The following is a 24,882-nucleotide window of genomic DNA, read 5'->3' as shown; positions in this document are numbered from 1 at the left end:
AACGGCTGACTAATACCAAACTGCACTGATCGAAACCGATCAATGCAGCCCTCAGCCGGCGGGCGGGCTCTCAGAAGCCCTTGCCAATCGCTCTCAGGCCGCGCGGCGCAGTCGCGCCTAACCAGATCTCCATGAGGCATCCTCATTGAGATCTGGTATAAACCGATACCCAAAGGCAGGTGCGGGTTTCCCACCTGCCTTTTTTATTTCAGGGATGCCCCATCACGATCGTCGCCAAAAAGATGTTTGCGCATATGTTCTGCCAGAGCAAAAAGCGCTGGTTTTGCCGCATTTTCCGCCCCATACATGTTAATCGCAAAGGCGGGCAAAGCTGGCAGGTCCGGGTCATTGGCAATGATTTCAAGGTCGTCTGGCACTGTTGCGGCCAACCAGGTTGTAATCGCCATATCGGAGCGCACGGTGACGGCCGTGGCCTCGATATTGCCGCTTTCAAACACCGTGCGCCACGGCACATCATGACGCACCAGTGCATCAAATACGGCGGGGCGAAACGCGCATCTTTGCGACACCATTGAAACCGGCAAGGGCCGTTTGCTGCGCGCCATCCCGCCTTTTGCCCCGACCCACACCAGCCGTTCAATCCGCAGGCATTCCCCTACCCCTTCATTGACCGGTTCTTCAATCAAAGCCAAATCAATCTCGCCCGCATCCAGGGCAGCTTTTAAATCCGGTGATGCCGCACAAATCAGGGACAATTCCACCTGCGGGAAGGCGGTATTATAGGTTTTCAAAACCGGCGAAATCGCCCGACCAACCAGATCAAACGGCACCCCAAGGCGCACCTGGCCGCTATGGGCCTCCCCCTTCATTTCCGCCCAGATTTCGTCATTCAGGGCCAAAAACTGCCGCGCACGGGCAAACAGGCGCTCCCCCGTCGCGGTAAGGCGCAACCCGCGCCGGTCCCGCTCAAACAGGGTAACACCCAAAATATCCTCAAGGCGGCGCACCTGCTGGCTGACAGCACCCTGCGTCACATGCAGGCTGGTGGCTGCCGCTGTCATGCTGGCCTTATCGGCGACCATTACAAAGGTGCGCAAAAGGGATGTATCAAGGTTTCCAATCATAATCGACATTATGATTACTAATATTAAACATTACAAACATTGCCTTTTCTAATTGGCGTGTTCGGTATTTGATGGCACCCAATACTGTTCACAGCAGGACGCCCCCATGACACTGCAAATATTGGCACCAATATTTTTATTCACCCTGACAGCGGCCATTACACCGGGCGGGGCGACCACCCTTGCCACCGCTTCGGGCCTGCAATATGGGCTTGCACGGTCCATCCCGCTGATCATCGGCATTGCCTTTGGCATGGTCAGTCTGTCGGTTGCGGCCTCCGCCGGGCTCGCGAGCCTGATGCTGACCAGCCCCAGCCTTCATCTTTTGCTAAAAGTGGCCGGTACAATCTATCTTTTATGGCTTGCCTTCATGATTGCACGCAGCAACCGGCCCAAACCGCGCGATGATCTTGCCAAACCCATCAGTTTCTTTGGCAGCCTTGGTTTATTGTGGCTAAACCCCAAAGCCTGGGCAATGACGATGGGCGCTGCGGCATCGTTTTCCGCCCTGATCACCGATCCATTGCATCTTGCCTTCTGGCTGGGGCTGGCTTTTGGCATTTCGGCGATTTTTTCCATGTCGCTGTGGTGCAGCACTGGCTCACTGCTGGCTCGCCTGCTTAAAACAGACCGGCAATGGAAGGTTGTTAATATCGTTCTTGGTCTGTTGCTGGCCGCCTCCATCATGCCGATCTGGCTGTTTTAGACATTATGGCAAATGCCGCTGAAAAAAGCCGATAAGCTGCTCGAAGAAGACATTTTCGCCGTCGGAATCCGGTACATGGTCCTGGTCTTCATACAGGTGCAATTCCGGTTCACGGCCCTGGCTGCGCAAACGGGCGGCCAGCCTTTCCGTCATTTTCCACGACCACAACGTATCTTTCTTGCCGTGGCTTAAAAACACCGGTCCGGCATAATTTTCCACCGGGATCGGCGTTGTTGGCAGCAGATCATCGGACTTGCCCTGCCAGGTCCATGCCCGGCGGGCGGTATCCCACGCGGTCCAACCGGGATCACCAACATCGCGATAGGCGCGTGCGTCAAAGCCCCCGCAAATCACATCGGACGTGGCATGAACCGCCAGCGCATCAGGCAGTGTCCCGACACCGTCGCGCTGCATCAGACAGGTTACTAACAGGGCATGTTCCGCCCCGCGTGATACACCAAACAGCCCGACACTATCATTTTTGACCGGAGCAAAGGCGCGCAATGCGTCCAGGGCCTCGGCGGTGCGATCGAGCGGCACATCACTGATATTGCCCGCATTCCAAACGTTGCCAGACCGCGAATAAGGGAACGGAAACGCCAAAAAACCATGTGCCGCCAGCATCACCGCGTTTCTGTGGCTCCAGCCGGACCATCCGCCCTCGGACCCGTGCAACACCATAACAGCGGGAAACGGGCCGTCACCAGCGGGACCATATGTTGTTCCCCATTCAGGCAAAAGCCGCCGGACAATTTTAAGCGACATGACAACCGTGTTCCTTTTCCATTACGGGGCGCGCTAGGCGTAACGCTTTGGCATGCTAATGTTTACCCAGCGCATTCAACCCGACAACACCGGAAATAATCATCAGCAAGAAAACAGCCTTAAGCAGCGTCACCGGTTCCTTGAAAAACAATATCCCGATAATCGCGATGGCCGCCGTGCCAAGGCCCGCCCAAACCGCATAGGCGGTACTGACCGGCAATTGCCGCAACGTGACCGACAAGACCCAAAAACTGATCCCGTAAAGGGTAAGCGACAGCGTTGTGAATCGCCAGTCACGGAAACCGTCGGAAAACTTCAGGCTTACGGTTCCCGCAACTTCCAGACTTATTGCACAGAACAGATACAACCATGCGGCCATTTATCATTTCCATTGAATGTTTCCAAACAGCCACGCCAGCATGACCAAAACCGCCATTCGGCACAAGCCATTGCCGTGCATGCCTGCTTTCTCGCCTCCGGAAAATGACGGAAACCTTTGCCCAAAGGCCAAAGCGTTCTATATATCAAGCATGTAACGATGATGGTCAAAACAGGTGGACAGATAATGCAAGAAACGGAAATCCTGATCGCAGGTGGCGGCATTGCCGGATTAAGTGCCGCAGTACGACTTGCAGCAGACGGCCATCAGATTGTTGTTGTTGACCCCGCCCCAGCCGCGTCCGATGACACCCCACAGGCCTCAGCAAACGAGATAGAAGTTAAAAACGGCACCACCCCGCCACAGGATTTGCGCACCACCGCCTTTTTGAAACCCGGCATTGATACATTGACCTATGCCGGTGTGTGGGATGACATGCAGGCCAGCGGCGCACAATTGCGCGTTATGCGCATTATTGATGCAGGCGGCACCGAGCGCACCCCGCGCGAAACCGCCGATTTTGACGGGGCAGAAACCAAAGATGGCTATTTTGGCTGGAACATTACCAATATTGCCGCCAAGGCTGCACTATTGCGCAAAATTGCCACGCTGGATAATGTGCGGCTGATCAATGAATGCAAAGTTACCGGCTTTGCCCCGCCCAAGGCAGCCGGCCCCGGCCCGGCGATTGTCACATTGTCAGACGGGCAAAAATTTTCTGCCTCCCTTGTTCTGGCGGCGGATGGGCGCAATTCCACCCTGCGCGATCTGGCGGGCATTCGCTTTAACCGCTGGTCTTATGATCAGGATGCGCTGGTTTTTGCCGTTAGCCACGAAACACCACATGATAATATCTCGACCGAAATTCACCGTTCCGGCGGCCCGCTAACGCTGGTGCCCATGCCCGACCATAACGGCCACCCCTGTTCGTCCGTGGTATGGATGGTCCCGCATGCCCGGGCACAGCAGCTTGCAGCACTCGATGATGCGGCCCTTGCCCGCGAGCTTCAGCGCGACACCATGAATCTGTTTGGCACCTTAAACATTGTCACCCCGCGCGCTGTCTGGCCGATGGTGGCCCAGGTCGCACATCGCCTGACGGCACCGCGCCTGGCCCTGATTGCCGAAACCGCCCATGTTGTGCCCCCCATTGGTGCGCAGGGCCTGAATATGAGCCTGCACGACATCGAAACACTGGCCAAGCAAATTGATCTTGCCAAACTTGAAGGCAAGGACATTGGCAGTGACGCATTGCTGAAGGGCTGGGAACGGCGGCAATTACCCAAAACGGTTGGCCGGGTCGGCGGGATTGACCTTTTGAACCGGGCGGCAATGGCCGAACCCAAATTTTTGCGCGATCTGCGCTATACCGGGCTTTGCGCGATTAACCATATTGGCCCGCTACGGCGGCTGGCAATCAAGGCAGGGATCGGCAAATAACACCCGTTCGTGTCACACGGTATCATTCAGACGCGATATCAACGTGATCTGCCCACATTCTTGTCAAATTATGGTTGTACTCCCAAATCATAAGACAGTTTGAAAGAGACATCACGCGGACAACAGGAGAAACAAAAATGTTCAAAGCCCCCAGGAAAATCGGCATCATTGCGCTGGCCATGACATTGTTTGTCGGCGTTGCCACCAGTTTTCCTGCGGCTGCCGCAGACAGCCAAAGCACATTGCGCGCCGATATCACCAAGGCGACGGCGGGTCACAAGCTGACAGCGGATGAACTGGACCGCATGACCAATGTCATCACCACCATCAAAAGCGACCCGGAAGCCTATAATCTGCACGCCAAGAAACCCGGCTCATTTGACGAAATGGTTGAAAACCTCAATAGTTCGCCAAAAATCAAGGCTTTACTTGATAAAAACGGATTTACCGCCCGTGAATATCTGGTCACCAGCATGACCCTGGCCCGCAGCGCCGTTGCCTCGCGCGTTGGCCCCGATAACATGCCCAATATCGACCCGGATAATGTCAAATTCATCCGTCAGCATCAGGAAGAGGTGGACGCACTGATGAAAACGCGGCGCTGATCCGCATCAGAAGCGATCCCCACTTCAACGACAAAAGCCGGGCTGCTTAAAACTTGCAGCCCGGCTTTTTTATTTTTGTCACGAACCGATCACTCCGCCGGGCTGGCGGCTTCCTGTGCGCGGTTACGGTTCATCGGCCGGGCCGGATTACCCACCACCGTGACATTGGCCGGCACATCGCGTGTTACCACCGCCCCGGCACCAATAATGGCATGATCGCCAATCGTCACCCCGCCCAGGATAATGGCCCCGCCCCCGACCCAGACATTTTCACCAATATGGACCGGACGGGCAATTTCCAGCCCCGCCTTGCGCAATGCCGGGTCCGTATGATGTTGCGGACAGTAAATTTGCACATTGGGCCCCAACATGGAGCCCGCCCCAATGTAAATTTCGGCACTGTCAAGCAGTACACAACCCGCATTCAGAAATACCCCGGCGCCAAGATGAATATGGCAACCATAAGCACAATGAAACGGCACTTCTATGCGCGCATCCGGGGCGACAGACGCCATAAGCGCGCGCAAACCAGGTGAGATATTTTCCCGATCATCCGGCGGTGTTGAATTATGGGCAAAAACAGCACGGCTTGCGGCCATGCGCATATTGGCAAGTTCATCATCCTGGCAGCGATACCATTCGCCCGCTGCCATTTTTTCCCGTTCGCTAAATGGCAAAACACACTCCCCCTTTTATATGTTTTGCGCTGACTTTGCCCCAAGCGACAGCAGTGTGCAACAATTTGGATCGTGCCAAATTGTCCTCAAACCTCGGGCAACATGGCATCAATATCCAGGCTTGGTTTTACCCCAAGATCGGCTTTGTGCTTTTGCAAAAATGCCTCGCAGGATTTGCGCCCTTCATCTCGCAACATTTCCAGAAACGCCCATTCGCCATTCATCTTGGAGGATGCGTCAAGTTCCAGCATCACATCACCAGTAATCCGGTGCATGCGCATATTGGCCCAGCGTGCGCCTTCTTCATCTTCGACACTGACCACCTGGCGCAAAAACGCAATCATGCGCAATTCCTTTAGCAGGACCGAATTAAACGAAACCTCGTTTAAGCGATGGGCAATATCGCGTGCCGACTTTGGCGTTCCCGGACGTTCAACCGGGTTGATTTGCACCAGGATAGTATCCTTTGCCGCGCATTCACGCACCAGCGGCGCAATGGCCGGATTGCCGGAATAACCGCCATCCCAATAAGGCTCGCCGTCAATTTCCACTGCATGGTACAGCATTGGCAGGCAGGCGGATGCCAGCAGAACATCCTCGTTAATATCGGCATTGCGAAAAATGCGCCCGCAGCCCGTTTGCACATTGGTGGCTGTTACAAACAGTTTGATATCCCCGTGAGTCAGGCGATCAAAATCGATCATTTCTTCCAGAATGTCCGACAGGGGATTTCCGCCCATCGGATTAAGCTGATAGGGGGAAAAGACCCGTGCCGTCATATCCATCATTTGAAAAAATGGCGAGTTTTCCAGCGACCAGTTGCCCAGCAAAATATCAAGCGGCCCGCGCTGCAACGGGCTGAACATGGCGGCGTTGGATATTTTGCGCCAGAATTTCTCAAGTGCGGCGCGCCCGCCTTCTGGTCCGCCTTCGGCAACCCCGTGCGCCATGACGGCCGCATTCATCGCCCCAGCCGACGTGCCCGAAATCGCCTCGATCTCGATCCAGTCTTCTTCCAGCAGGCGGTCCAGCACCCCCCAGGTAAACGCGCCGTGCGACCCGCCGCCCTGCAATGCCAAATCAACCGACAGCCGGTTGGATCGGCTAAAGGGCGGACGACAGTCCTTTTTCGGGGGACGGGCAGTACGCGATTTGGGGGCAGACGCATTTTTGGCTGAGGATTCAGAAAAAGCTGACACCATTTTGGTCTCCAATCAGGAAAGTACCGAGGTTATCATGCACTGCCACTGGCCTTCGACCAGCAATGCTGCAACTGCGAAAACGTCTTTGCTCTTTAATTGTAGTTATTCAAAAAAATGCGCAAGGGGATCGATAATAAAGGTTTCGTGAAGGGCTTCAGGATGACGCATGCCACCGCAACTGTGCCGCAAGCGGGATAGAGGGCGCATGTTCAAGCACCAGATCACGGAAAATCACGGCAATGGGCGAAAGACTCCGGCTTTTGCGGCTGATCACCCCGATATGCCGTTCGCGCACCGGATCCTTTAAAGGCACAAAAGCCAAGTCACGGCTGGCCTCTACCCGGGCGGCTAGCTCCGGCAGGATGGTGATCCCAATGCCTGCCGCCACCATCGCGCACAGGGTTACGGTGTTTGATGTTTCCACCACCGGCCGCATCGCCCGAATGGGACGGGGTTTGGGGGCATCATCTATCTTTGTGGCTGCCTGATCGGCCTGGTTTGCGAATGGCAGAACGCGCGCACGTCCCTCCTGACCGATCAACTGGGCCAAAATCGCACCAGTACCCGATTCCGGCCCCAGTCCAACAAAGGGATATTCGGCCAACTCGTACCATGAAACCTGGTCACGCGCGGTCAACGGATGATCACGACGGCAAACCACACCCATCGTGTCGCTAAATAACGGCTGAAAATGAATCTCGGGCAGCGTGCGCCAGTCACCCGCGATGCCAAAATCAACCTCGCCCTTGGCAACAGCGTCATGCACCTCGCCCGCATTCATTTCATCAAGCCGCAGGCTGGCATCCGGGTGCGCGGCATGAAAGGCCACAATGATTTGTGGTAAAATACGGGTCAGAACCGATGGTGCGGCCGCCACCACCACCTTGCCGCCCAGGCCCTTTGACTGGGCATCAAGGTCCTCCAGAGCGATTTCAAAATCGGCCATCAGCCGCCGGGCCACCGGCAAAAAACGTGCACCACCCGCACTTAACGCCACCTGGCGGGTTGTCCTGTCAAAAAGCGGCATGCCGACAATATCTTCAAACTGGCGAATGGTGGCCGTCAAGGTGGGCGGCGTTAAACCCAGCATATTTGCCGCCCGCGTAAAAGACCCGCATTCCGCCACCGCAATAAAGGCCCGCAAATGACGCAAACTGACCGATGACAACATCTTAAAATCCAGCCTTATTATTTTACAGTATCGAATAATAATTCAGAATTTTCGATTTGTGCAATCAATCATAATCCGGTTGAATGACGGCAATGAAAAATCATCGGCAACCGCCCGGTGGCGTTGCCCTTTTCCCGCAGAGACCGACATGATCCCGAAACTGACTCCTGACCGCAGCCTGGATGACCTGACCCTGGGCTTTTTGAAAACGCTGGAGCGCGAAGGCAAATATCGCGGCGAAATCCATGCCGATTTCCCCACCCGCCTAATTCATGCAACCGATAACAGTGTTTATCAGGTGATGCCGCGTGCGGTGTTGCAGCCCCGCGAACGCGATGACATCAATGTCATTATGGAGCTTGCCGGGCGGGCCGAATTTCGCAAGGTCAGAATCACCCCGCGCGGGGGTGGCACGGGCACCAACGGCCAGTCACTCAACAACACCGTGATCGTCGACACATCAAAATACCTGAACAACATTCTGGAATTTGATGCCAAAACCGGCCTTGTCCGTGTGGAGCCCGGTGTGGTGCTGGAACAGCTTAACCGCTGGCTTAAACCGCATGGCTATTTCTTTCCCCCCAATGTATCAACCGCCAACCGCGCCACCGTTGGCGGCATGATCGGGTCGGACAGTTCGGGCAAAGGGTCGCGCATTTATGGCAAAACCAGCCATTACATCGAAAAAATGACGACCGTTCTGGTCGATGGCAGCGATTTTGTTACATCGGCCCTGACTGCCGAACAAACCGCCATCGAGGCGGCCCAAAAAACCCGCATTGGCGGTGTTTATCGCAAAATCATCAACGAAATTTTACCCCGCCGCGACCAGATCAAATCCACCTTCCCGGAAATGAACCGGGGCCTGACCGGCTATAACCTGAAAGAAGCGGTGGCAGACGATGGGGCCAGCAACCTTAGTTTCCTGATTGCCGGGGCCGAAGGCAGCCTGGGCCTGACCAAGGAAATCACCTTTCGCGTCATCCCGCTTCCGAAATACAAGGCCCTAACCGTCGTTCGTTATGCCAGCTTTGACGATGCGCTGCGCCATGTCGGGCGGCTTGTCGCCTTTGACCCCGTCGCAATTGAAAGCATCGATGACAAGGTGATGAAACTGGCCGAACAGGATGAAAGCTGGCATTTGCTGGCAAAATTGCTCGGCACCGAAGGGGCGACCATCCCGACACGCGGTTTTAACGTGGTTGAATTTGCCACCGACGACCCGGATGAACTGGCGGAAAAACAGCGCCAGCTGGCGCAATATTTGACCGATAACCCGAACGAGGCCAATGCCCCAATAGGCTCGGTCGCGGCAACAGACGCCGCCCAGATGGCCGCGATATGGTCAATCCGGTCAAAGGCCGTCGGGCTTTTGGGCAACCTGGAAGGCAAACGCCGCGCCACACCGTTTGTGGAAGATACCGCCGTTCCGCCCGAAAACCTGGCCGATTTTATTGCCGAATTTCGCGCCCTTCTGGATAAGGAAGGCCTGGATTACGGCATGTTCGGCCATGTCGATGTCGGCTGCCTGCATGTGCGCCCATTGCTTGATATGTGCGACGAGGAAGACGAAATTCGCCTGCGCCGGGTATCCGACGGGGTTGTGGAGCTGACCAAAAAATACAATGGCCTGATTTGGGGCGAACATGGTAAAGGCTTCCGCGGTGAATTTTCACCGGTTTATTTCGGGCCGGAGCTTTATGACGTTTTGCGCCGCATCAAAAAGGAATTTGACCCCGAAGGGCAGCTAAACCCCGGCAAAATCGCATCACCCTATGGCATGGATTTGCCGATTACCCCGATTGACGAAGCGCCCATGCGCGGCCAACTAGACCGCCAGATCGAAGCCGGGCTGAAGGACGAATATTTGAATGCCACCCGCTGTAATGGCAACGGGGCGTGCTTTAACTATGACGAATTTGATGCCATGTGCCCGTCCTATAAGGTCACACGCGACCGGGTCCATTCGCCCAAGGGCCGGGCGGGTATGGTACGCGAATGGATCCGCCAGATCAGCGTTGGCACCAGTGCAGAAGCACCCGAACTGGCCTTTGCCAATGCCCGGGATTTTTCCCACGATGTGTATGATGCCATGAATGGCTGCCTGTCGTGCAAGGCCTGTGCGGGGCAATGCCCGGTCAAGGTGGATATTCCTGAAATGAAATCGCGGTTTTTGGCGGCTTATCACGCCCGTTATCCGCGCCCGTTAAAGGATTATGTGATTGCCCGGCTGGAACGCCTGGCCCCCTTAACGGCAAAGGCCCCTGCCCTGTTTAATGCGGTGCAGTCCCTTCCGCCGGTAAAATGGGCGTTTTCACGCTTTGCCGGATTGCAGGATTTACCCAAATCCAGCACGACAAACCTGGCAAAGGCATTGCGCCAGCGCGGCATTGCGCCGTTTGACACCGCCCAACTGACCCGCCTTAATGATGCGGAACGGGTTAAATCGGTGTTGCTGCTTCAGGATTGTTTCACCACCCATTATGATGTCGAGACCATTTTGGGCCATGTCGATTTGCTGCAAAAGCTCGGTTATCAGGTCTTCATTCCGCCCTATCGTCCCAACGGCAAGGCGCAACATGTAAAGGGCTTTTTAAAGCAGTTTGACAGGCAGGCGCGCGAAAACGATGCCGTTTATGGCGAACTGGCGCAATTTGGCATTCCGCTGATTGGGGTGGAACCCAGCGTAACGCTGACCTATCGTCAGGAATATGCCCAACGCCTGAGCAACCGGCCCGATTACCGCGTGAACCTGTTTCATGAATGGCTGGAAAGCGAAATTCGCACCGGGCGCTTAACCCCGCCGCAAATTGCCACCACCCTGAACAGGGATGCAATGCCCACCCTGTTCCCCCACTGCACGGAAAAAACATCAATCCCCGATGTTGCGGTGAAATGGCAAAAAATCTTTGATGCCTTTGGCATTAAACTGACGGCTGAAAAAACCGGATGTTGCGGCATGGCAGGTGTTTATGGCCATGAAACCGCCAATGCGGAAAATTCACGTCGCCTGTATGATATGAGCTGGCAGAAAAAGGCCGAAAAAACCGGCATTGAGAACATGCTGGTGACCGGGTTTTCCTGTCGCTGCCAGGTCAAACGATATGAAGGTGCGCGCCCGCAAAGCCCGGCGGAATATCTGGCAAGGTTATTGTGACAACCTGAAATATACTCAATTGCGCATAAGTGCGCACAAACGCCCTGAAGGTCCGCACATTTCTGCGGGCCTTTTTTGCCATTGTTCCCCGACAAAGTCCTGAAATATCACCCTTGCTCCAGATCAACGACCTGAACTGAAAAAATATGTTAGTTAAAATTATTCCCAAAAATTGCCAGTCTTACTGGCAAAGCAGAAATACAATAGTATCCTAATATTCCGCATTGCGGAAAATCCCGCATGGTACATCTGTTTTTAACCCGGAGCCTGCCTGCAATGAAAACCTTGCGCCCCGTCCTTATTGTTCTGGCCGTTTTGATCATCATTGCAGGGGGCGGCTATTATGCCTGGCTGCAAAACCAGGATACGCTGCCAGACTATATTGCGTCGGGCAATGGCCGGATCGAGGCCGAGGAAATCCATGTTGCCACCAAATATGCCGGACGTGTTTCGCAAGTTCTGGTCGATGAAGGTGACATGGTGCAGGCGGGTGATGTGCTGGCGAAAATGGATACATCGGAACTCGATGCCCAACTGGCACAGGCAATGGCCGAACAGGCCCGCGCCCAGGAGGCCGTGCCCGAGGCCAGGGCCGAAATTGTCCAGCGGGAAAGCGAATTGCGCCTGGCAAGGCAGCAACTTGAACGGGCCCAGAAACTGGTTAAAAACAACAATATCTCGCGCGAGCAGGTTGACCAGCGCGAGGCCGACCGCGACGTTGCCGTTGCCCGCCTGGAAGCCGCCCGCGCCCGGCAGACCAGTGCCGAACGTTCAGTCGAGGCCGCTGGTGCCGAAGTTGCCCGTATTCAGGTGCAGGTTAATGATTCCGTCCTGACGGCCCCGCGCGCCGGGCGTGTGCAATATCGCCTGGCCGAACCGGGCGAGGTTTTGGCAGCAGGGGGCAAGGTTGTTACGATCCTGGATCTGACCGACGTTTATATGACGGTTTTCCTGCCCACATCACAGGCCGGCCTGGCCTATGTCGGCAATGAAGCCCGCATCGTGCTGGATGCCGCCGCCAAATTCGTGATTCCCGCCACGGTTTCCTTTGTCGCCGACAACGCACAATTCACCCCGCGCGAAGTTGAAACCCGCACCGAACGGGAAAAACTGATGTTTCGGGTGAAAGTGCGCATCAGCTCCGACCTGCTGGAAGCCAATATCGAAAAGGTCAAAACCGGCCTGCCCGGCGAAGCCTATATCATGCTGGCATCCAATAGCGGCTGGCCGGAACAGTTGCATGTGCACCTGCCCACCGGCCAAGGCTCCGACGCCACGACAGGAGAAACGGGCAAATGACCGGCCCGAATGACCACGATACCGGCAATACAGGGGATGCGCGCCCCGCCCGGGCGACGAACCGGGAACGCCCCCAAAACCAGGCAGCCGCCGTCAGGGTCGAGGCTGTTTCGCATATGTATGGCAAAACCCAAGCCCTGTCCGATATCGAATTAACCTTACCCACCGGACAGATTTACGGTTTTATCGGCCCTGATGGTGTTGGCAAATCCACCCTTTTGGGGCTGATTGCCGGGGCCCGCGAAGTGCAAACAGGAAACGTCACCACCCTTGATGGCGACATGCGCAATGCCCGCCAGCGGTCCAGAACGTCGCCGCGCATTGCCTATATGCCACAAGGATTGGGCAAAAACCTGTATATGGACCTGACCGTTCGCGAAAATCTGGAATTTTTTGGTCGCCTGTTTGGTCAAAAAAAACCGGAACGCAAACAGCGCATTGACAGGCTGGTCACAGCCACCGGACTTGCCCCCTTTACCAAACGCCCGGCAGGCAATCTTTCGGGCGGGATGAAGCAAAAACTGGGGCTGTGCTGCGCGCTGATTCATGACCCCGATATTCTGATCCTGGATGAACCGACAACCGGGGTGGACCCGCTTTCGCGCCAGCAATTCTGGGACCTGATTAACGATATTCGCCAGTCACGCCCGAATATGACCGTGCTGGTTGCCACCGCCTATATGGATGAAGCCAGCCGGTTTGATCATTTGATTGCCATGAATGATGGCAAAATACTCGCCCAGGGCAGCACCGAACAATTGCTGGAAAGCACGGGCAGCCAAAACCTGGAAGCCGCCTTTATCGCCCTGCTGCCGGAAGACCAACGCAAGGATCATCACGAACTGGTCATTCCCCCGCGCCCGCACAGCGATGACAAACCCGCGATCGAGGCCGAAGGACTGACCCGCCGCTTTGGTGATTTTACCGCCGTGGACCATGTCAGCTTTCGCATCGAAAAAGGCGAGATTTTTGGATTTTTAGGGTCCAATGGTTGCGGCAAAACCACCACCATGAAAATGCTGACCGGCCTGCTGCCCGCATCCGAAGGCAAGGCCTGGCTGTTTGGCGAACCATCAAATGGCTCCGATCTGAAAATGCGCGAACGGGTTGGCTATATGTCACAGGCCTTTTCGCTTTATGCCGAATTGACGGTGCGCCAGAACCTTGACCTTCACGCCAGATTGTTTCACCTGCCCAAGGACCATGTTTCCTCGCGGATAGAGGAACTTTCACAGCAATTCGGACTCACCCATTACATGGATGATCTGGCTGAAAAACTGCCGCTTGGTGTTCGCCAGCGCCTATCGCTTGCGGTTGCCATCATTCATTCGCCCGAAATCCTGATCCTTGACGAACCCACTTCGGGCGTGGACCCGATCGCGCGTGACGATTTCTGGCAATTGCTGATCGATCTTTCGCGCAAACAGGGTGTGACGATTTTCATTTCCACCCATTTCATGAATGAAGCAGCCCGCTGTGATCGCATATCCCTGATGCACGCAGGCCGGGTGCTTGATAGCGACACGCCAGATGCGCTGATAAAAAAACGCGGCACGGAAACCCTGGAAGCAGCCTTCATCGGCTATCTTAAAGAAGCCACGGGTGCGGATAGCAAAAACACCGGCCAGCCCGCCCAAACCAGCGATGAAACTACCTTGTCGCTAACCAATATCGCGGGCGACAGCAACGACCAAAACGCGGATCAAACCCGGCTGGATGCCCTGGAAGACACCGCAGAAAAGGCCGTTCCCGGTTTTAGCCCGCGTCGCCTGTGGGCCTATAGCCTGCGCGAAACGATGGGCCTGATACGCGACCCGATCCGCCTGGTTTTTGCCCTGTTGGGCACTTTGATTTTAATGCCGGTTTTTGGCCTGGGCATTACCTTTGATGTTGAAAACCTGACCTATGCCGCCCTTGACCGCGACCAGACGCCCGAAAGCCGCACATATCTGGAAGGATTGGCAGGGTCGCGCTATTTCACCGAAAAACCACCGCTGCATGATTATGCAGAAATGGATCGGCGCATCAAAAGCGGCGAACTGGCACTGGTTGTTGAAATCCCGCCCAGTTTTGGCCGGAAACTGCAACAAAACAATCAACCGGAAATTGCTGCGACCATCGATGCGACCATGCCGTTTCGCGCCGAAACCATTCATGGTTATGTGCAGGGCATTCATCAAAAATACCTTGCCGACAATATTCTGCGCGAAACCGGTAACGAAATGACCGCCCTGCCCGCCGGGATACAAACGCGGTACCGCTATAACCAGGATTTCAAAAGCATCTATGCCATAGTCCCATCCGTTATTGCACTGTTGCTGATGTTTATTCCCTCGGTATTGATGGCGGTGGGTGTGGTGCGCGAAAAAGAACTGGGTTCCATCACCAACCTGTATGTAACACCGGTCAGCCGGTTTGAATTTTTGTTTGGCAAACAACTTCCCTATATCGCACTCGGCATGACGAATTTTGCCCTGATGACATTCATGGCAGTTGCCGTGTTTAACGTGCCGGTCAAAGGCAGTTTTCTGGCATTGTTGCTGGGCGCGTTTTTGTTTGTCGTATCCACGACGGGGCTGGGTTTGCTGATTTCATCTTTCACCAAAACCCAAATTGCCGCCCTGTTTGGCACCGCCATTGCCACCATGATCCCGTCGGTGATGTTTTCAGGCATGATGCAGCCCATTTCCTCGCTGGAAGGTCCGCCGCGCCTGCTGTCCATGATCATCCCGACATCACATTTCATGAGCATCAGCATCGGTGTTTTTACCAAGGCGCTTGGCTTTATGCAGCTTTATCCGCAGTTTTTAATTCTGGCCCTGTTTTTCCCGGCCCTGACCGGTCTTTCGATACTGCTGCTTCCCCGGCAGGAGCGTTAATGATGAACCTTCGTCACCGCCTTGAAAATATCTATCGCCTTGGCATCAAGGAACTGTTCAGCCTGCGCCAGGACATGGTGCTCATTGCCCTGATCATCTGGGCGTTTTCCTTTGCCATATACACCGCCGCCACCGGGCTTTCGCACGATTTGCACAATGCCTCGGTCGGGATTGTCGATCAGGATCGATCCCAACTCTCAATGCGCATCCAGGATGCGTTTGAAAAACCCTATTTCAAAAGGCCGGTCCGCATTGATTACAACCAGATCGACCCGGCAATGGATAGTGGCGAATATACCTTTGTGCTGGTGATCCCGACCGATTTTGAAGCCGATGTCATCGCCGGGCATAAGCCCGATATTCAGTTAAATATCGATGCGACAGCCATGATGCAGGCCGGGATCGGCGAAAGCTATATTACCAATATTTTCAATCAGGAAATCCGCACCTGGATCGGCGGCAAAACCCAGGCAACCGGGGAAATGGCACAACCCCCTGTCAATCTGGTTTTACGCTACGCTTTCAACCCCAATGCCGAAAGTGCGTGGTTTACCAGTGTGATGGAAATTATCAATAACGTAACCATGCTCTCGATCATTCTGGCAGGCGCCGCCCTTATTCGGGAACGCGAACATGGCACGATCGAACATCTGCTGGTGATGCCGCTGGCACCCTTTGAAATCATGATGGCAAAGGTCTGGGCCAATGGCCTGATCATTCTGGCCGCATCCGGACTGTCGCTGATTTTTGTGGTTGAACTGCTATTGAAGGTGCCCATCGCCGGGTCGGAAACGCTGTTTTTGTTTGGCACCATGCTTTATCTGTTTTTTGCCACCGCACTGGGCATTTTTCTCGCAACACTGGCGCAATCCATGCCGCAATTCGGTTTGCTGTTCATGCTGGTGGTATTGCCCATGCGCCTGCTCTCAGGCGGCTACACCCCGACCGAGAGCCAGCCTCAACTGATGCAATGGATCATGCAATTTGTGCCCTCCACCCACTATGTCACCATTGCACAATCGATCCTGTATCGCGGTGCCGGGCTCGACATCGTCTGGCCGGAATTTGCGATGGTCGCTGGTATTGGCGGGTTGTTCTTTGCCTTTGCCGCCTTCCGGTTTCGCAAATCCATTGCCGTAATGCGGAACTAATCCCAACACATGGCTGGCGAAATGTCTGAACCCTCCCAAATGAAGGTCATTCACATCATAACCTTCAAATCAGCAGGGGAACAACGACATGATCCGCCATATCGTATTGGTCAATTTCAAAGCCGACGTCAGCAGCGATACCATCCAGAGCCTGTTTGACCGCCTCGCCGATTTGCGAAAACACCTTCCCGGCATGCGCGACTTCGACGCCAGCCCGTCAATCAGCCCCGAAGGACTGGAACAGGGCTTTAAGCACGGCATTTGCATTGATTTTGTCGATGAGGATGCCCGCGATGCCTATCTTGCCTTGCCCGACCATAAAACGTTGGGCGCAGAACTGGTCAGCCTTGCCGAGGGTGGCATCAAGGGCCTGCTGGTATTTGACCTGAAAGTCGGCTGACCCGGCCCTTCAAGCACCCTCTCGCGTTCTGCACATGGATCGTGCCGGCCCCAACGGGCGCACGATCCAATGATTGACAAGTCTCTTGAACGACAACCTATGGATGTTATAGTTGGAAAAATTCTTTAAATAAGAGACACGGCAGCAGCGGCAGAGGAAATTTGATGACATCTTTTTCCCCTTTCAATCAAAAATATGCGTATGGCATCATAGCAGCGCGGAGGCACGCCGCGTCATGAACCGGATGACCCCCGCCGAAATAACGTCAAAGGCCGAACCCGTCGCCAACAAACTCAGCGGCACGTTCGGTGGTGTGACCCAGACCTGTACAGGGCCACGTCGTGTCCAGTTTTTCTACGACGATCCCCTGCAAACGCCGATTACGGATCTGCGGGTCCGCTTTTAAGCGAAGATCAAAATGTTCTGGCCCGGACACGCACCTATCATCCGTTCAATTTCGGGGCGCGCGACGGTGAATCCTCCCTTCCGCCGATCCGCTTGCAGACAGGGGTGGCCGAACAACAGGATCTGCCTCGTGATCCGCTGATTATCGATACCGGGGCAAAAGCCGATATAGACAGTGCGGCAGATGCGGCATGGCAATTGGAAAAGGCCATCGTTGCCGATCTGTGGCGCTTTCAAACCGAAATGACCCGGGTTTTCCAGCCCTATGTCGATGAATGGCGACGCGACGGCGTGACGGGCGCTCTGGGCAGTTATATCCGGGGTGTTGGAAACGGTATTTCCTCCTGGTGGGACGGCGAAAAGGACTTCTGGGGCTCAGCCGCCGGATGGCTTTACGATACCACCTCTCACGCGGCCCTGGCCGTTTGGGATGGCATTTCCCACCCCATTGACACCGCTCAATCCATCGGGCGTGCCACATGGGCGGGCGCGCAGGCGGCCTATGACCATCTCGAACCCCTGGTTGACGTGCTTCGCGCCCTTCTGACTGGTGACATCGACAGGCTTTTTGCCAAACTCCGCCTGCTAGAGGCCCTGAAAACCGCAGAAGGTGTCATTGGTGAATTCGGGCAATTGATCCATGACGCCTTTGAAAAGGGTGTCGAATGGCTCAATTCCCTGATCGAGATGATCCGCCGCACACCGGTGCTAGGCCTGATTGCCAATACGGCCATGCGGGTGATCACCATGATGACGCCAAATTTCTGGATGGAAATGTCCGGCACGGGCGTCGGCTTTGTCATCCCCGAAGTCATCATATGGCTGATCGGCCTGCTCATCGGGGCACTGGCAAGTTCATCCGGCGTTGGTGCGGCCCCTGCCGCAGCCGCCCTCGCCGCGCGTGCCGCAACCACGGCAAAAAAAGTCCGCACCCTGCTCGTCCAGGGCGCTGGCAGGACCGTCGCCGCCATCAAACAGTTTATGGACATGCTGCAACCGATCATCGAACAGATCGGACCGCTTGGCCGAAAACTGAATGAAAGCATTGTCGAAGGCGCAAAGGGCTTCAAAGATGAAATAATAAAACTGTTCCGCCGCACACGTTACTGGAACGAAAAACTCGACGAGCTTGCCCGCCAGGGACACGGCCCGCAGCGCCATGAGGGCGATGTGACGGATGAGATGCTCTGGGACCGGGCCTATAAAGGCTTCGACATGATGACGGGGACAACCGTGGATTATGACAAATTCCTCAAAAAATACGGTGTTGTCTATGACCCCAAAATTCATGGCACGGAGCCAAAGATCGTATATATCAACGCTCCGGGCAAAGGCCGGCTTCAGATCAACTGGAAAAAGGTTCAACACGTCGTGGGCGAACACGCCACCAAATTCAACACCCCGGCCGATTATGTCCGAGCCTATGAGGCGGTTATAAAAGTTCCCAAATACAGAGCATTTTTAAACAAGCCTTTTGATAAAAAGATTTTGATCGATAATTTAAAAATGTCAGATGTCTTTGGTCCGGATTTTCAGGCGCGTGTGAAAGGATATTCAATTATCGGCGGGAAAAACAATCCAAGAATTCATACAGGAACACCCTTTGCAGAAACTGTATTCGATAATAACACCAAAATCGTGGCAGTCTTTGAAAAAGATGCCAATGGCATACCCCAACTTAAAACAATGTACCCGGATCCATAGGTGAGCATCATGCATATATCTCCAAAAATTGAAGATCGCCTTGCAACTCTGCTTGCTCATTTTAACGTCAATGTTGCGATGTCAGATGAAGTAGAGGACTATCTTGCTCCTTTTCCAACAGCAGATAAACAGGCTATACGCCAGGAATTTGAGCTGCGGCTCAAAGAAAATCTTTTAGGTGCTGCCGAGTTTCGCCGATTTACAGCCTGTCGCGCCCGTGACGAGGAAACAGCCCGCCAATTCTTCAAGGACGTTTACGCCTACGCTTTTGAAGGCGGCGAGGAACCAGATGTAAGAGATTATTGGAACCGATAAAGCGTCAGCATCTTCAGCACTCGGAAAAACCCTCGGACAATCCAATCTCCGGGTTAACAGAAATCATGTCTGCGATCCCGTATAGTGTGTTTATCCACATCCACTGTTCCACCGGGAACTTTATTGGCGTCATATGTCCCCGGATCCATAGGTGAAAATCATGAACATAGCTCCAGAAGCGCAAGGCAAACTCAAAGATCTACTATATCATTTCAACGTCAATGTCGCGATGTCGCATAAAGTGGCAAAATATCTTGCCCCCTTTTCAGCATCTGACAAGGAGGCGTTACGTCAGGAATTTGAACTGCGGTTAAAAGAGAATCTTCTAGGTGCTGCCGAGTTTCGCCGATTTACAGCCTGTAGCGCCCGCAACGAAGAAACAGCCCGCCAGTTCTTCAAGGACGTTCACGCCTACGCTTTTGAAGACGGCGAGGAAACGGATGTGGCAGATTACTGGAATCGATAGCGTCAGACAGTTCCAGCAATCCGTAGATGCCCAAAAACAAAACCGGGATTAATGGCGGCCATGTCCTGCGAACCCACAATTGGTGTGTTTCTCCACAACCACTGTTTCGACAGAAACTTTAATGGCGCGATATTTACCCGGACACATAGGTGAACGTCATGAATATATCTCCAAAAGCGCAAGGAGATCTGAAAGATTTACTAGGACATTTTGACGTCAATGTCGCGATGTCAGATGAAATAGAAAAATATCTGGCCCCCTTTCCAGCTTCAAGGAGAGAGGCTGTACGTCAAGAATTTGAGTTGCAACTAAAAGAACACCGGTTAGGTGCCACCGAGTTTCGCCGATTTACAGCCTGTAGCGCCCGTGACGAGAAAACAGCTCGCCAATTCTTCAAGGATGTTTACGCCTACGCTTTTGAAGGCGGTGAGGAACCAGATGTAAGAGATTACTGGAACCGATAAAGCGTCAACATCTCCAGCACTTCGAAAAACCCTCAGACAAGCCAATCTACGGGTTAACAGAAACCATGTCTGCGATCTCGTATAGTGTGTTTATCCACATCCACTGTTCCACCGGGAACCTTATTGGCGTCATATGTCCCCGGACCCGTAGGTGAACATCATGAATTTAGCTCCGAGACCGCAAAAAGATCTTGAAGATTTACTAGGTCATTTTAACGTCAATGTTGCAATGTCGCATAAAGTGACAAAATATCTTGCCCCCTTTCCTGCATCAAGAAAGGAGGCTATACGTCAGGAATTTGAATTGAAATTAAAAGAAAACCGTTTAGGTGCCGCAGAGTTTTACAGCGCCACAGCCTGTAGCACACATGAAGAAGAAGCCCGCCAGTTTTTCAGAGACGTTTACGCCTACGCTTTTGAAGGCGGCGAGGAACCAGATGTAGGAGATTACTTAAGCCGGGAATATCATGCCGCTACCGTAAACCGAAGAAATCCATAAACTGCCCCCCGAAATCTGTTATCGACAATATAGCCGACGCAGCATAGCGATTGGAAAAGGTCATTGTTGCCGATCTTTGGCGATAGTTAAACGAGATGAATATATATCCGAACCCGCAAAACGACCTTAAAGATTTACTGGGCCATTTTAACGTCAATGTCGCGATGTCAGATGAACTAGCTGAATATCTTGCCCCCTATTCAGCATCGGACAAAGAAGCTTTACGTCAGGAATTTGAATTACAACTAAAAGAAAACCGGTTAGCTGCCGACGAATTTCGCCGATTTACAGCCTGTAGCGCCTGCAACGAAGAAACAGCCCGCCAATTCTTCAAGGATGTTTACGCCTACGCTTTTGAAGGCGGCGAGGAACCAGATGTAAGAGATTATTGGAATCGATAAAGCGTCAGTATCTCCAGCATTCCATATATGCCCGAAAACAAGCAAAAACCCCGATTAAGAAAGGCCATACCCTACAAGTGCGCGATTAGTGTGCTCCTCCCCAGCCACGGTTCCGGCGGGCACTTTATTGGCGCCATATTTACCCGGATACATAGGTGAGCAGTATGAATATATCTCCTGAAATTGAAGGTCGCCTCAAGAACCTACTTGCTCATTTCAATGTCAATGTCGCAATGTCACATAAAGTAGCAAAACATCTAACCCCCCTTCCAGCATCGGAAAAAGAGGCTTTGCGTCAAGAATTCAAACTGCGGCTCAAAGAGAATCTCTTAGGTGCCGCCGAATTTCGCCGATTTACAGCCTGTAGCGCCCGTGACGAGAAAACCGCTCGCCAGTTTTTCAGAGATGTTTACGCCTATGCTTTTGAAGATGGTGAGGAACCGGATGTAGCAGATTACTGAAACCGATAATGTCAGACAATACAAGCAACCTGAAGATGCCCAAAACAAGTCCAAACCCCGGTTAATGGAGGCCACACCCTGCGAAGCCGCGATTAATATGTTCTTTCCTGACCACTGTTCCGACGGGCACTATAATGGCGCGATATTTACCTAGCTCCATGGGAGACAAAAATGCCTAAAAAAGAGAAAAAAGAAATGTCGAGTGAACTCGAGACTCTACTAGGTTTGTTCAATGTTAATGCAGCATTAAGTGACAGGGTTCCACATTTTTGTGACAAAATGACGGTCGAAAAAACCAACAGAATTCGTTCAGAATTTTTAAACTATCTGGAAAATGGCTGGTTAGGAGAAAAAGATTTTTATGATTCAACCGCTTGCTCAGCCCGCAACGAGGAAACAGCCCGCCAGTTCTTCAAAGATGTTTACGCCTATGCTTTTGAAGGTGGTGAGGAACCGAATGTCAGAGATTACTGAAACCGTTAACATCAGGCGTCTGCTGTAATCCCCAAAAGCTCTTGAACAGCCCAAACCCCGGATAAAAGTATGCCCTGCACGACCGAATTGGCAATCAGGCACCAAACAACTATCCGTGCCGGATTTTGAAACCCAGAATGATGGAAGCGAGCAAGAAAGTCAGACCGTTGGCGATGATGACGGGCCAGTCGCCGTTGATCAGCCCGTAGACGAACCACAGTGCAATGCCCGTGCAGAGCACCAGAAACATGCCCAGTGAAATATCGGCCGTCGAGCGGGTGCGCCAGGTGCGCACAACCTGCGGCAGGAAGGCAAGCGTGGTCAAAGACCCGGCGACAAGCCCCAACACCGTTTCAAAAGGCACCCCCATTTGCATGCTCCTTCACCGGGAAAGCGAATAGTATTGAACGCATTCAACACACAATCAGCGCGCATTCAAGATGGAAAAAATTCAATTCGCGAATTTCGCAAAACATGTGCAAAAACAGCGATATATAAGTAGGAAAACCGAATGGAAATGGCCCGGATGCACAAAACCCCGCCAGCGGGCGGGGTTGGAATGGTGGGCCTAACAAGACTCGAACTTGTGACCTCTCGCATGTCAAGCGAACGCTCTAACCAACTGAGCTATAGGCCCTTATATGTGCGAAGATGGTGGGCCTAACAAGACTCGAACTTGTGACCTCTCGCATGTCAAGCGAACGCTCTAACCAACTGAGCTATAGGCCCATCTTGCCATCTTCCATTTGCCACAAAAAACATGTCATCCAAGTCGTTCGACGTTGTTCCCTGCGGCGCAGCGGTATTTAGCCCAAGGCAGACAAAGGTGCAACCCCCCATTTGGCTTTTTGCAAAAAAATCTTCATGATATGAGAATGTAACACGTAACCGCACCGCATGAGGTGCCCAAACAGCCTGTGCGATGAAAGCCATATGAACCTGATGCCACCTGAACAAAGTGCCAGCACACCGGCAACCGTGTTTTTACCCCAACGCCAAACGCTGCCGGTGGTTTTTGCCTCACCGCATTCAGGGCGTGTTTATCCCGATGATCTGATTACGCGGGCACGAATCGATGCCTTTGCCCTGCGCGCATCAGAGGATGCCTTTGTGGACCGCCTGTTTGCCACCGCCCCCAAGGCCGGTGCCCCCCTATTATGCGCAAATTTTCCCCGCGCTTATGTTGATGTGAATCGCGGTGCACTGGAACTGGACCCGCGCATGTTTGAGGGCGATCTGCCCGAGAATGCCGACATTCATTCCATGCGTGCGCTATCAGGGCTGGGCTCGATCCCCCGTGTGGTAAGTGGCGGTGTGGAAATTTACAAAGCCCGCCTGCCCGTGGCCGAAGCCCTGCAGCGCATTGACACCTATTACACCCCCTATCATCAGGCGTTGCAAAAGCTGATCGACATGACGCGCAACCAGTTTGGTTATTGCATTCTGATTGATTGCCACTCGATGCCGGGCGATTCGACGGATTCGTCGCAAAATCCTGTCGATCTGGTTTTGGGGGACTGTTATGGCCGGTCCTGCCATCCAACCTTAACCAATCATGTCGGAAGATGTTTTCGTGATATGGGCTATAACCCCGCCTATAACGACCCCTATGCGGGCGGTTATTGCACGCGCCATTACGGGCAACCCGGGCAAAATGTTCATACTCTGCAAATTGAAATCAACCGCGCTCTTTACATGGAGGAAGAAACCCTTACACCTCATGATGGTTTCAACAGCCTGCGCGATCAGATGAGCAGTCTTATCGAACAATTCCATCAGTTTGACGGGAGCCCCCTGGAATGACCGCCGCCCCTTCCGAACAGAAACTGGACAACCTGTTAATTCGTGATGCCCAGCCCGAAGACTTTGCCCGCATCACCGAAATTTACGGCCACCATGTATTGCATGGCCTGGCCTCGTTTGAAGAACGCGCCCCGGAAATTGCCGAGCTGACGGCGCGCTGGCAGCATGTGCGCGAACGCGGCCTGCCCTATCTGGTGGCGGAGATTGACGGCAATGTCGAAGGTTTTGCCTATGCCGGGTCCTATCGTCCGCGCCCGGCCTATCGTTACACTGTCGAAGATACCATCTATATCGCCCCGGAAATTGTCGGCAAAGGTGCCGGGCGCGCCCTTCTGACCGAACTGATCACGCGCTGCACAGCCCTTGGTTATCGCCAGATGGTCGCCATTATCGGCGATTCTGCCAATGTGGCCTCGATAGGGCTGCACGCCCGACTGGGATTTCGTGTTGCCGGAACATTACAATCAGCAGGTTACAAACTGGGCCGCTGGGTTGACAGCGTCATCATGCAACGCTGGCTGGGCGATGGGGATGGCACAATTCCCGAACAGGAACCGGGCAAGGAAGCCAGCACCCAAACCCTGGGCTAATCGCTTAAAGCGGCTTATCGTACTTGTACCTGATGGATGATTTTTCAGCGTCGCGGGCGTAAATCCCGCGACGGTGGAAAATTGTGCCCTGCAACAGGGGCTGATGAAAACAGACTCACAAAAAGGATGATTTTTACGCCACTTACGCTGCGTCGCACCATATCACATCAACCAAACCAGCGCCTCTCCCTGATAACGACTTTCCGGTTAATCGTTCAAATTTGTCGTGAAATCCCAGATTCCAGGCAAAAAAAAGGCCGCCTATGACAGCGGCCCAAGTCTAGGGAGGAAACGTCCAAGAAACGAGCGAACTAGTCGCTCGCCGGAATGCACTGCGTCCTACCGCAGCGCACAAATAGACAATAGCCAGATTGACCTCGCGTT

26 protein-coding genes and 2 tRNA genes are annotated in these 24,882 nt (G+C 53.6%); 19 read left to right on the top strand and 9 right to left on the bottom strand.

Features of this window, described 5'->3' with window-relative positions:
• Positions 1 to 203 precede the first annotated feature (203 nt).
• On the bottom strand, positions 204 to 1,094 hold the full coding sequence (locus tag LF95_RS05765) for a LysR family transcriptional regulator (RefSeq protein ID WP_073954076.1): 891 nt from the start codon (positions 1,092 to 1,094) through the stop codon (positions 204 to 206).
• A 97-nt stretch (positions 1,095 to 1,191) separates the two neighbouring features.
• On the opposite strand from LF95_RS05765, the gene LF95_RS05760 reads away from it, so the two are divergent.
• On the top strand, positions 1,192 to 1,791 hold the full coding sequence (locus LF95_RS05760; protein WP_073954075.1) for a LysE family translocator: 600 nt from the start codon (positions 1,192 to 1,194) through the stop codon (positions 1,789 to 1,791).
• 3 nt (positions 1,792 to 1,794) lie between these two features.
• On the opposite strand, the gene LF95_RS05755 is transcribed toward LF95_RS05760, so the two are convergent.
• Positions 1,795 to 2,556 (bottom strand): alpha/beta hydrolase family protein, encoded by a 762-nt coding sequence (locus tag LF95_RS05755; RefSeq protein ID WP_073954074.1) that lies wholly within the window; start codon positions 2,554 to 2,556, stop codon positions 1,795 to 1,797.
• Between the two features lie 55 nt (positions 2,557 to 2,611).
• Entirely contained in the window at positions 2,612 to 2,935 is a 324-nt protein-coding gene (locus LF95_RS05750; RefSeq protein WP_073954073.1) for a DMT family transporter, read from the bottom strand.
• Between the two features lie 186 nt (positions 2,936 to 3,121).
• Between LF95_RS05750 and LF95_RS05745 the strand changes: the two genes are divergently transcribed.
• Together LF95_RS05745 and LF95_RS05740 are read left to right on the top strand one after the other, a co-directional pair.
• Positions 3,122 to 4,375: an FAD-dependent oxidoreductase gene (locus LF95_RS05745; RefSeq protein WP_073954072.1), complete on the top strand. Its 1,254-nt coding sequence runs from the start codon at positions 3,122 to 3,124 to the stop codon at positions 4,373 to 4,375.
• A gap of 137 nt (positions 4,376 to 4,512) precedes the next feature.
• Complete coding sequence (locus LF95_RS05740) at positions 4,513 to 4,980, top strand: hypothetical protein (RefSeq protein WP_073954071.1); 468 nt, start codon at positions 4,513 to 4,515, stop codon at positions 4,978 to 4,980.
• An 89-nt stretch (positions 4,981 to 5,069) separates the two neighbouring features.
• On the opposite strand, the gene LF95_RS23660 is transcribed toward LF95_RS05740, so the two are convergent.
• The 3 genes from LF95_RS23660 to LF95_RS05725 all read right to left on the bottom strand — a co-directional run bounded on the left by LF95_RS23660 (position 5,070) and on the right by LF95_RS05725 (position 8,030).
• A complete protein-coding gene (locus LF95_RS23660) occupies positions 5,070 to 5,657 on the bottom strand; it encodes a sugar O-acetyltransferase (RefSeq protein ID WP_073954070.1) in 588 nt (195 codons plus the stop codon).
• 86 nt (positions 5,658 to 5,743) lie between these two features.
• Positions 5,744 to 6,859, bottom strand: coding sequence for a patatin-like phospholipase family protein (locus tag LF95_RS05730; RefSeq protein WP_083607521.1), 1,116 nt, complete (start codon positions 6,857 to 6,859; stop codon positions 5,744 to 5,746).
• 154 nt (positions 6,860 to 7,013) lie between these two features.
• Positions 7,014 to 8,030, bottom strand: a complete 1,017-nt coding sequence (locus LF95_RS05725; protein ID WP_073954069.1) for a LysR family transcriptional regulator — start codon at positions 8,028 to 8,030, stop codon at positions 7,014 to 7,016.
• 148 nt (positions 8,031 to 8,178) lie between these two features.
• Here LF95_RS05725 and LF95_RS05720 point away from each other — a divergent pair, with 148 nt between their 5' ends.
• The 14 genes from LF95_RS05720 to LF95_RS22755 all read left to right on the top strand — a co-directional run bounded on the left by LF95_RS05720 (position 8,179) and on the right by LF95_RS22755 (position 22,105).
• On the top strand, positions 8,179 to 11,187 hold the full coding sequence (locus LF95_RS05720; RefSeq protein WP_073954068.1) for an FAD-binding and (Fe-S)-binding domain-containing protein: 3,009 nt from the start codon (positions 8,179 to 8,181) through the stop codon (positions 11,185 to 11,187).
• 276 nt (positions 11,188 to 11,463) lie between these two features.
• Complete coding sequence (locus tag LF95_RS05715) at positions 11,464 to 12,486, top strand: HlyD family secretion protein (RefSeq protein WP_073954869.1); 1,023 nt, start codon at positions 11,464 to 11,466, stop codon at positions 12,484 to 12,486.
• Positions 12,483 to 15,365, top strand: a complete 2,883-nt coding sequence (gene rbbA / locus LF95_RS05710; RefSeq protein ID WP_083607520.1) for a ribosome-associated ATPase/putative transporter RbbA — start codon at positions 12,483 to 12,485, stop codon at positions 15,363 to 15,365. Before LF95_RS05715 ends, rbbA begins: the two co-directional genes overlap by 4 nt.
• Entirely contained in the window at positions 15,365 to 16,516 is a 1,152-nt protein-coding gene (locus LF95_RS05705) for an ABC transporter permease (RefSeq protein ID WP_371440807.1), read from the top strand. The genes rbbA and LF95_RS05705 overlap by 1 nt, the downstream gene beginning before the upstream one ends.
• An 88-nt stretch (positions 16,517 to 16,604) precedes the next feature.
• On the top strand, positions 16,605 to 16,916 hold the full coding sequence (locus LF95_RS05700) for a Dabb family protein (RefSeq protein ID WP_073954066.1): 312 nt from the start codon (positions 16,605 to 16,607) through the stop codon (positions 16,914 to 16,916).
• Between the two features lie 235 nt (positions 16,917 to 17,151).
• Positions 17,152 to 17,322, top strand: a complete 171-nt coding sequence (locus tag LF95_RS22930; protein WP_168173661.1) for a hypothetical protein — start codon at positions 17,152 to 17,154, stop codon at positions 17,320 to 17,322.
• Positions 17,323 to 17,426: 104 nt separating this feature from the next.
• Positions 17,427 to 19,025 carry a hypothetical protein gene (locus tag LF95_RS05695; protein WP_073954065.1) on the top strand — a complete coding sequence of 533 codons (1,599 nt, stop codon included), beginning with the start codon at positions 17,427 to 17,429 and terminating at the stop codon, positions 19,023 to 19,025.
• The gene (locus tag LF95_RS05690; protein WP_073954064.1) at positions 19,026 to 19,340 is read left to right on the top strand and encodes a hypothetical protein; all 315 of its coding nucleotides are present in this window, start codon (positions 19,026 to 19,028) and stop codon (positions 19,338 to 19,340) included.
• A gap of 160 nt (positions 19,341 to 19,500) precedes the next feature.
• Positions 19,501 to 19,806, top strand: a complete 306-nt coding sequence (locus tag LF95_RS05685; RefSeq protein WP_143181949.1) for a hypothetical protein — start codon at positions 19,501 to 19,503, stop codon at positions 19,804 to 19,806.
• A 158-nt stretch (positions 19,807 to 19,964) separates the two neighbouring features.
• Entirely contained in the window at positions 19,965 to 20,270 is a 306-nt protein-coding gene (locus LF95_RS05680; RefSeq protein WP_143181948.1) for a hypothetical protein, read from the top strand.
• Between the two features lie 160 nt (positions 20,271 to 20,430).
• Complete coding sequence (locus LF95_RS05675; protein ID WP_143181947.1) at positions 20,431 to 20,769, top strand: hypothetical protein; 339 nt, start codon at positions 20,431 to 20,433, stop codon at positions 20,767 to 20,769.
• A gap of 95 nt (positions 20,770 to 20,864) precedes the next feature.
• Positions 20,865 to 21,170, top strand: coding sequence for a hypothetical protein (locus LF95_RS05670; protein ID WP_073954060.1), 306 nt, complete (start codon positions 20,865 to 20,867; stop codon positions 21,168 to 21,170).
• A 155-nt stretch (positions 21,171 to 21,325) separates the two neighbouring features.
• Positions 21,326 to 21,631: a hypothetical protein gene (locus LF95_RS05665; protein WP_143181946.1), complete on the top strand. Its 306-nt coding sequence runs from the start codon at positions 21,326 to 21,328 to the stop codon at positions 21,629 to 21,631.
• A gap of 171 nt (positions 21,632 to 21,802) precedes the next feature.
• Entirely contained in the window at positions 21,803 to 22,105 is a 303-nt protein-coding gene (locus LF95_RS22755; protein WP_143181945.1) for a hypothetical protein, read from the top strand.
• Between the two features lie 109 nt (positions 22,106 to 22,214).
• Here LF95_RS22755 and LF95_RS05655 read toward each other — a convergent pair whose 3' ends face one another.
• The 3 genes from LF95_RS05655 to LF95_RS05645 form a co-directional block, all read right to left on the bottom strand.
• Positions 22,215 to 22,475, bottom strand: coding sequence for a SemiSWEET transporter (locus tag LF95_RS05655; RefSeq protein WP_073954057.1), 261 nt, complete (start codon positions 22,473 to 22,475; stop codon positions 22,215 to 22,217).
• 190 nt (positions 22,476 to 22,665) lie between these two features.
• A tRNA-Val gene (locus tag LF95_RS05650) sits at positions 22,666 to 22,742 on the bottom strand.
• Between the two features lie 15 nt (positions 22,743 to 22,757).
• Positions 22,758 to 22,834: transfer RNA gene (locus tag LF95_RS05645), tRNA-Val, on the bottom strand.
• Between the two features lie 204 nt (positions 22,835 to 23,038).
• Between LF95_RS05645 and LF95_RS05635 the strand changes: the two genes are divergently transcribed.
• Entirely contained in the window at positions 23,039 to 23,908 is an 870-nt protein-coding gene (locus tag LF95_RS05635) for an N-formylglutamate amidohydrolase (protein ID WP_073954055.1), read from the top strand.
• The gene (locus LF95_RS05630) at positions 23,905 to 24,498 is read left to right on the top strand and encodes a GNAT family N-acetyltransferase (RefSeq protein WP_073954054.1); all 594 of its coding nucleotides are present in this window, start codon (positions 23,905 to 23,907) and stop codon (positions 24,496 to 24,498) included. Before LF95_RS05635 ends, LF95_RS05630 begins: the two co-directional genes overlap by 4 nt.
• Positions 24,499 to 24,882 lie beyond the last annotated feature (384 nt).

This window comes from Thalassospira sp. TSL5-1 (genome assembly GCF_001907695.1).
Taxonomy (GTDB): domain Bacteria; phylum Pseudomonadota; class Alphaproteobacteria; order Rhodospirillales; family Thalassospiraceae; genus Thalassospira.
This window is presented reverse-complemented; position numbering and strand designations above follow the sequence as displayed.

What these genes read in the sequence shown, in the direction of transcription:
- LF95_RS05685 (WP_143181949.1), top strand. Translation starts at nt 19,501, where the DNA reads ATGAACATAGCTCCAGAAGCGCAAGGCAAACTCAAAGATCTACTATAT.
- LF95_RS05740 (WP_073954071.1), top strand. Translation starts at nt 4,513, where the DNA reads ATGTTCAAAGCCCCCAGGAAAATCGGCATCATTGCGCTGGCCATGACA.
- LF95_RS05700 (WP_073954066.1), top strand. Translation starts at nt 16,605, where the DNA reads ATGATCCGCCATATCGTATTGGTCAATTTCAAAGCCGACGTCAGCAGC.
- LF95_RS05715 (WP_073954869.1), top strand. Translation starts at nt 11,464, where the DNA reads ATGAAAACCTTGCGCCCCGTCCTTATTGTTCTGGCCGTTTTGATCATC.
- LF95_RS05745 (WP_073954072.1), top strand. Translation starts at nt 3,122, where the DNA reads ATGCAAGAAACGGAAATCCTGATCGCAGGTGGCGGCATTGCCGGATTA.
- LF95_RS05630 (WP_073954054.1), top strand. Translation starts at nt 23,905, where the DNA reads ATGACCGCCGCCCCTTCCGAACAGAAACTGGACAACCTGTTAATTCGT.
- LF95_RS05730 (WP_083607521.1), bottom strand. Translation starts at nt 6,859, where the DNA reads ATGGTGTCAGCTTTTTCTGAATCCTCAGCCAAAAATGCGTCTGCCCCC.
- LF95_RS22755 (WP_143181945.1), top strand. Translation starts at nt 21,803, where the DNA reads ATGCCTAAAAAAGAGAAAAAAGAAATGTCGAGTGAACTCGAGACTCTA.
- LF95_RS05655 (WP_073954057.1), bottom strand. Translation starts at nt 22,475, where the DNA reads ATGGGGGTGCCTTTTGAAACGGTGTTGGGGCTTGTCGCCGGGTCTTTG.
- LF95_RS05670 (WP_073954060.1), top strand. Translation starts at nt 20,865, where the DNA reads ATGAATATATATCCGAACCCGCAAAACGACCTTAAAGATTTACTGGGC.
- LF95_RS05680 (WP_143181948.1), top strand. Translation starts at nt 19,965, where the DNA reads ATGAATATATCTCCAAAAGCGCAAGGAGATCTGAAAGATTTACTAGGA.
- LF95_RS22930 (WP_168173661.1), top strand. Translation starts at nt 17,152, where the DNA reads ATGAACCGGATGACCCCCGCCGAAATAACGTCAAAGGCCGAACCCGTC.
- LF95_RS05705 (WP_371440807.1), top strand. Translation starts at nt 15,365, where the DNA reads ATGATGAACCTTCGTCACCGCCTTGAAAATATCTATCGCCTTGGCATC.
- LF95_RS05725 (WP_073954069.1), bottom strand. Translation starts at nt 8,030, where the DNA reads ATGTTGTCATCGGTCAGTTTGCGTCATTTGCGGGCCTTTATTGCGGTG.
- LF95_RS05750 (WP_073954073.1), bottom strand. Translation starts at nt 2,935, where the DNA reads ATGGCCGCATGGTTGTATCTGTTCTGTGCAATAAGTCTGGAAGTTGCG.
- LF95_RS05635 (WP_073954055.1), top strand. Translation starts at nt 23,039, where the DNA reads ATGAACCTGATGCCACCTGAACAAAGTGCCAGCACACCGGCAACCGTG.
- rbbA (WP_083607520.1), top strand. Translation starts at nt 12,483, where the DNA reads ATGACCGGCCCGAATGACCACGATACCGGCAATACAGGGGATGCGCGC.
- LF95_RS05755 (WP_073954074.1), bottom strand. Translation starts at nt 2,556, where the DNA reads ATGTCGCTTAAAATTGTCCGGCGGCTTTTGCCTGAATGGGGAACAACA.
- LF95_RS05760 (WP_073954075.1), top strand. Translation starts at nt 1,192, where the DNA reads ATGACACTGCAAATATTGGCACCAATATTTTTATTCACCCTGACAGCG.
- LF95_RS05720 (WP_073954068.1), top strand. Translation starts at nt 8,179, where the DNA reads ATGATCCCGAAACTGACTCCTGACCGCAGCCTGGATGACCTGACCCTG.
- LF95_RS05675 (WP_143181947.1), top strand. Translation starts at nt 20,431, where the DNA reads ATGAATTTAGCTCCGAGACCGCAAAAAGATCTTGAAGATTTACTAGGT.
- LF95_RS05765 (WP_073954076.1), bottom strand. Translation starts at nt 1,094, where the DNA reads ATGTCGATTATGATTGGAAACCTTGATACATCCCTTTTGCGCACCTTT.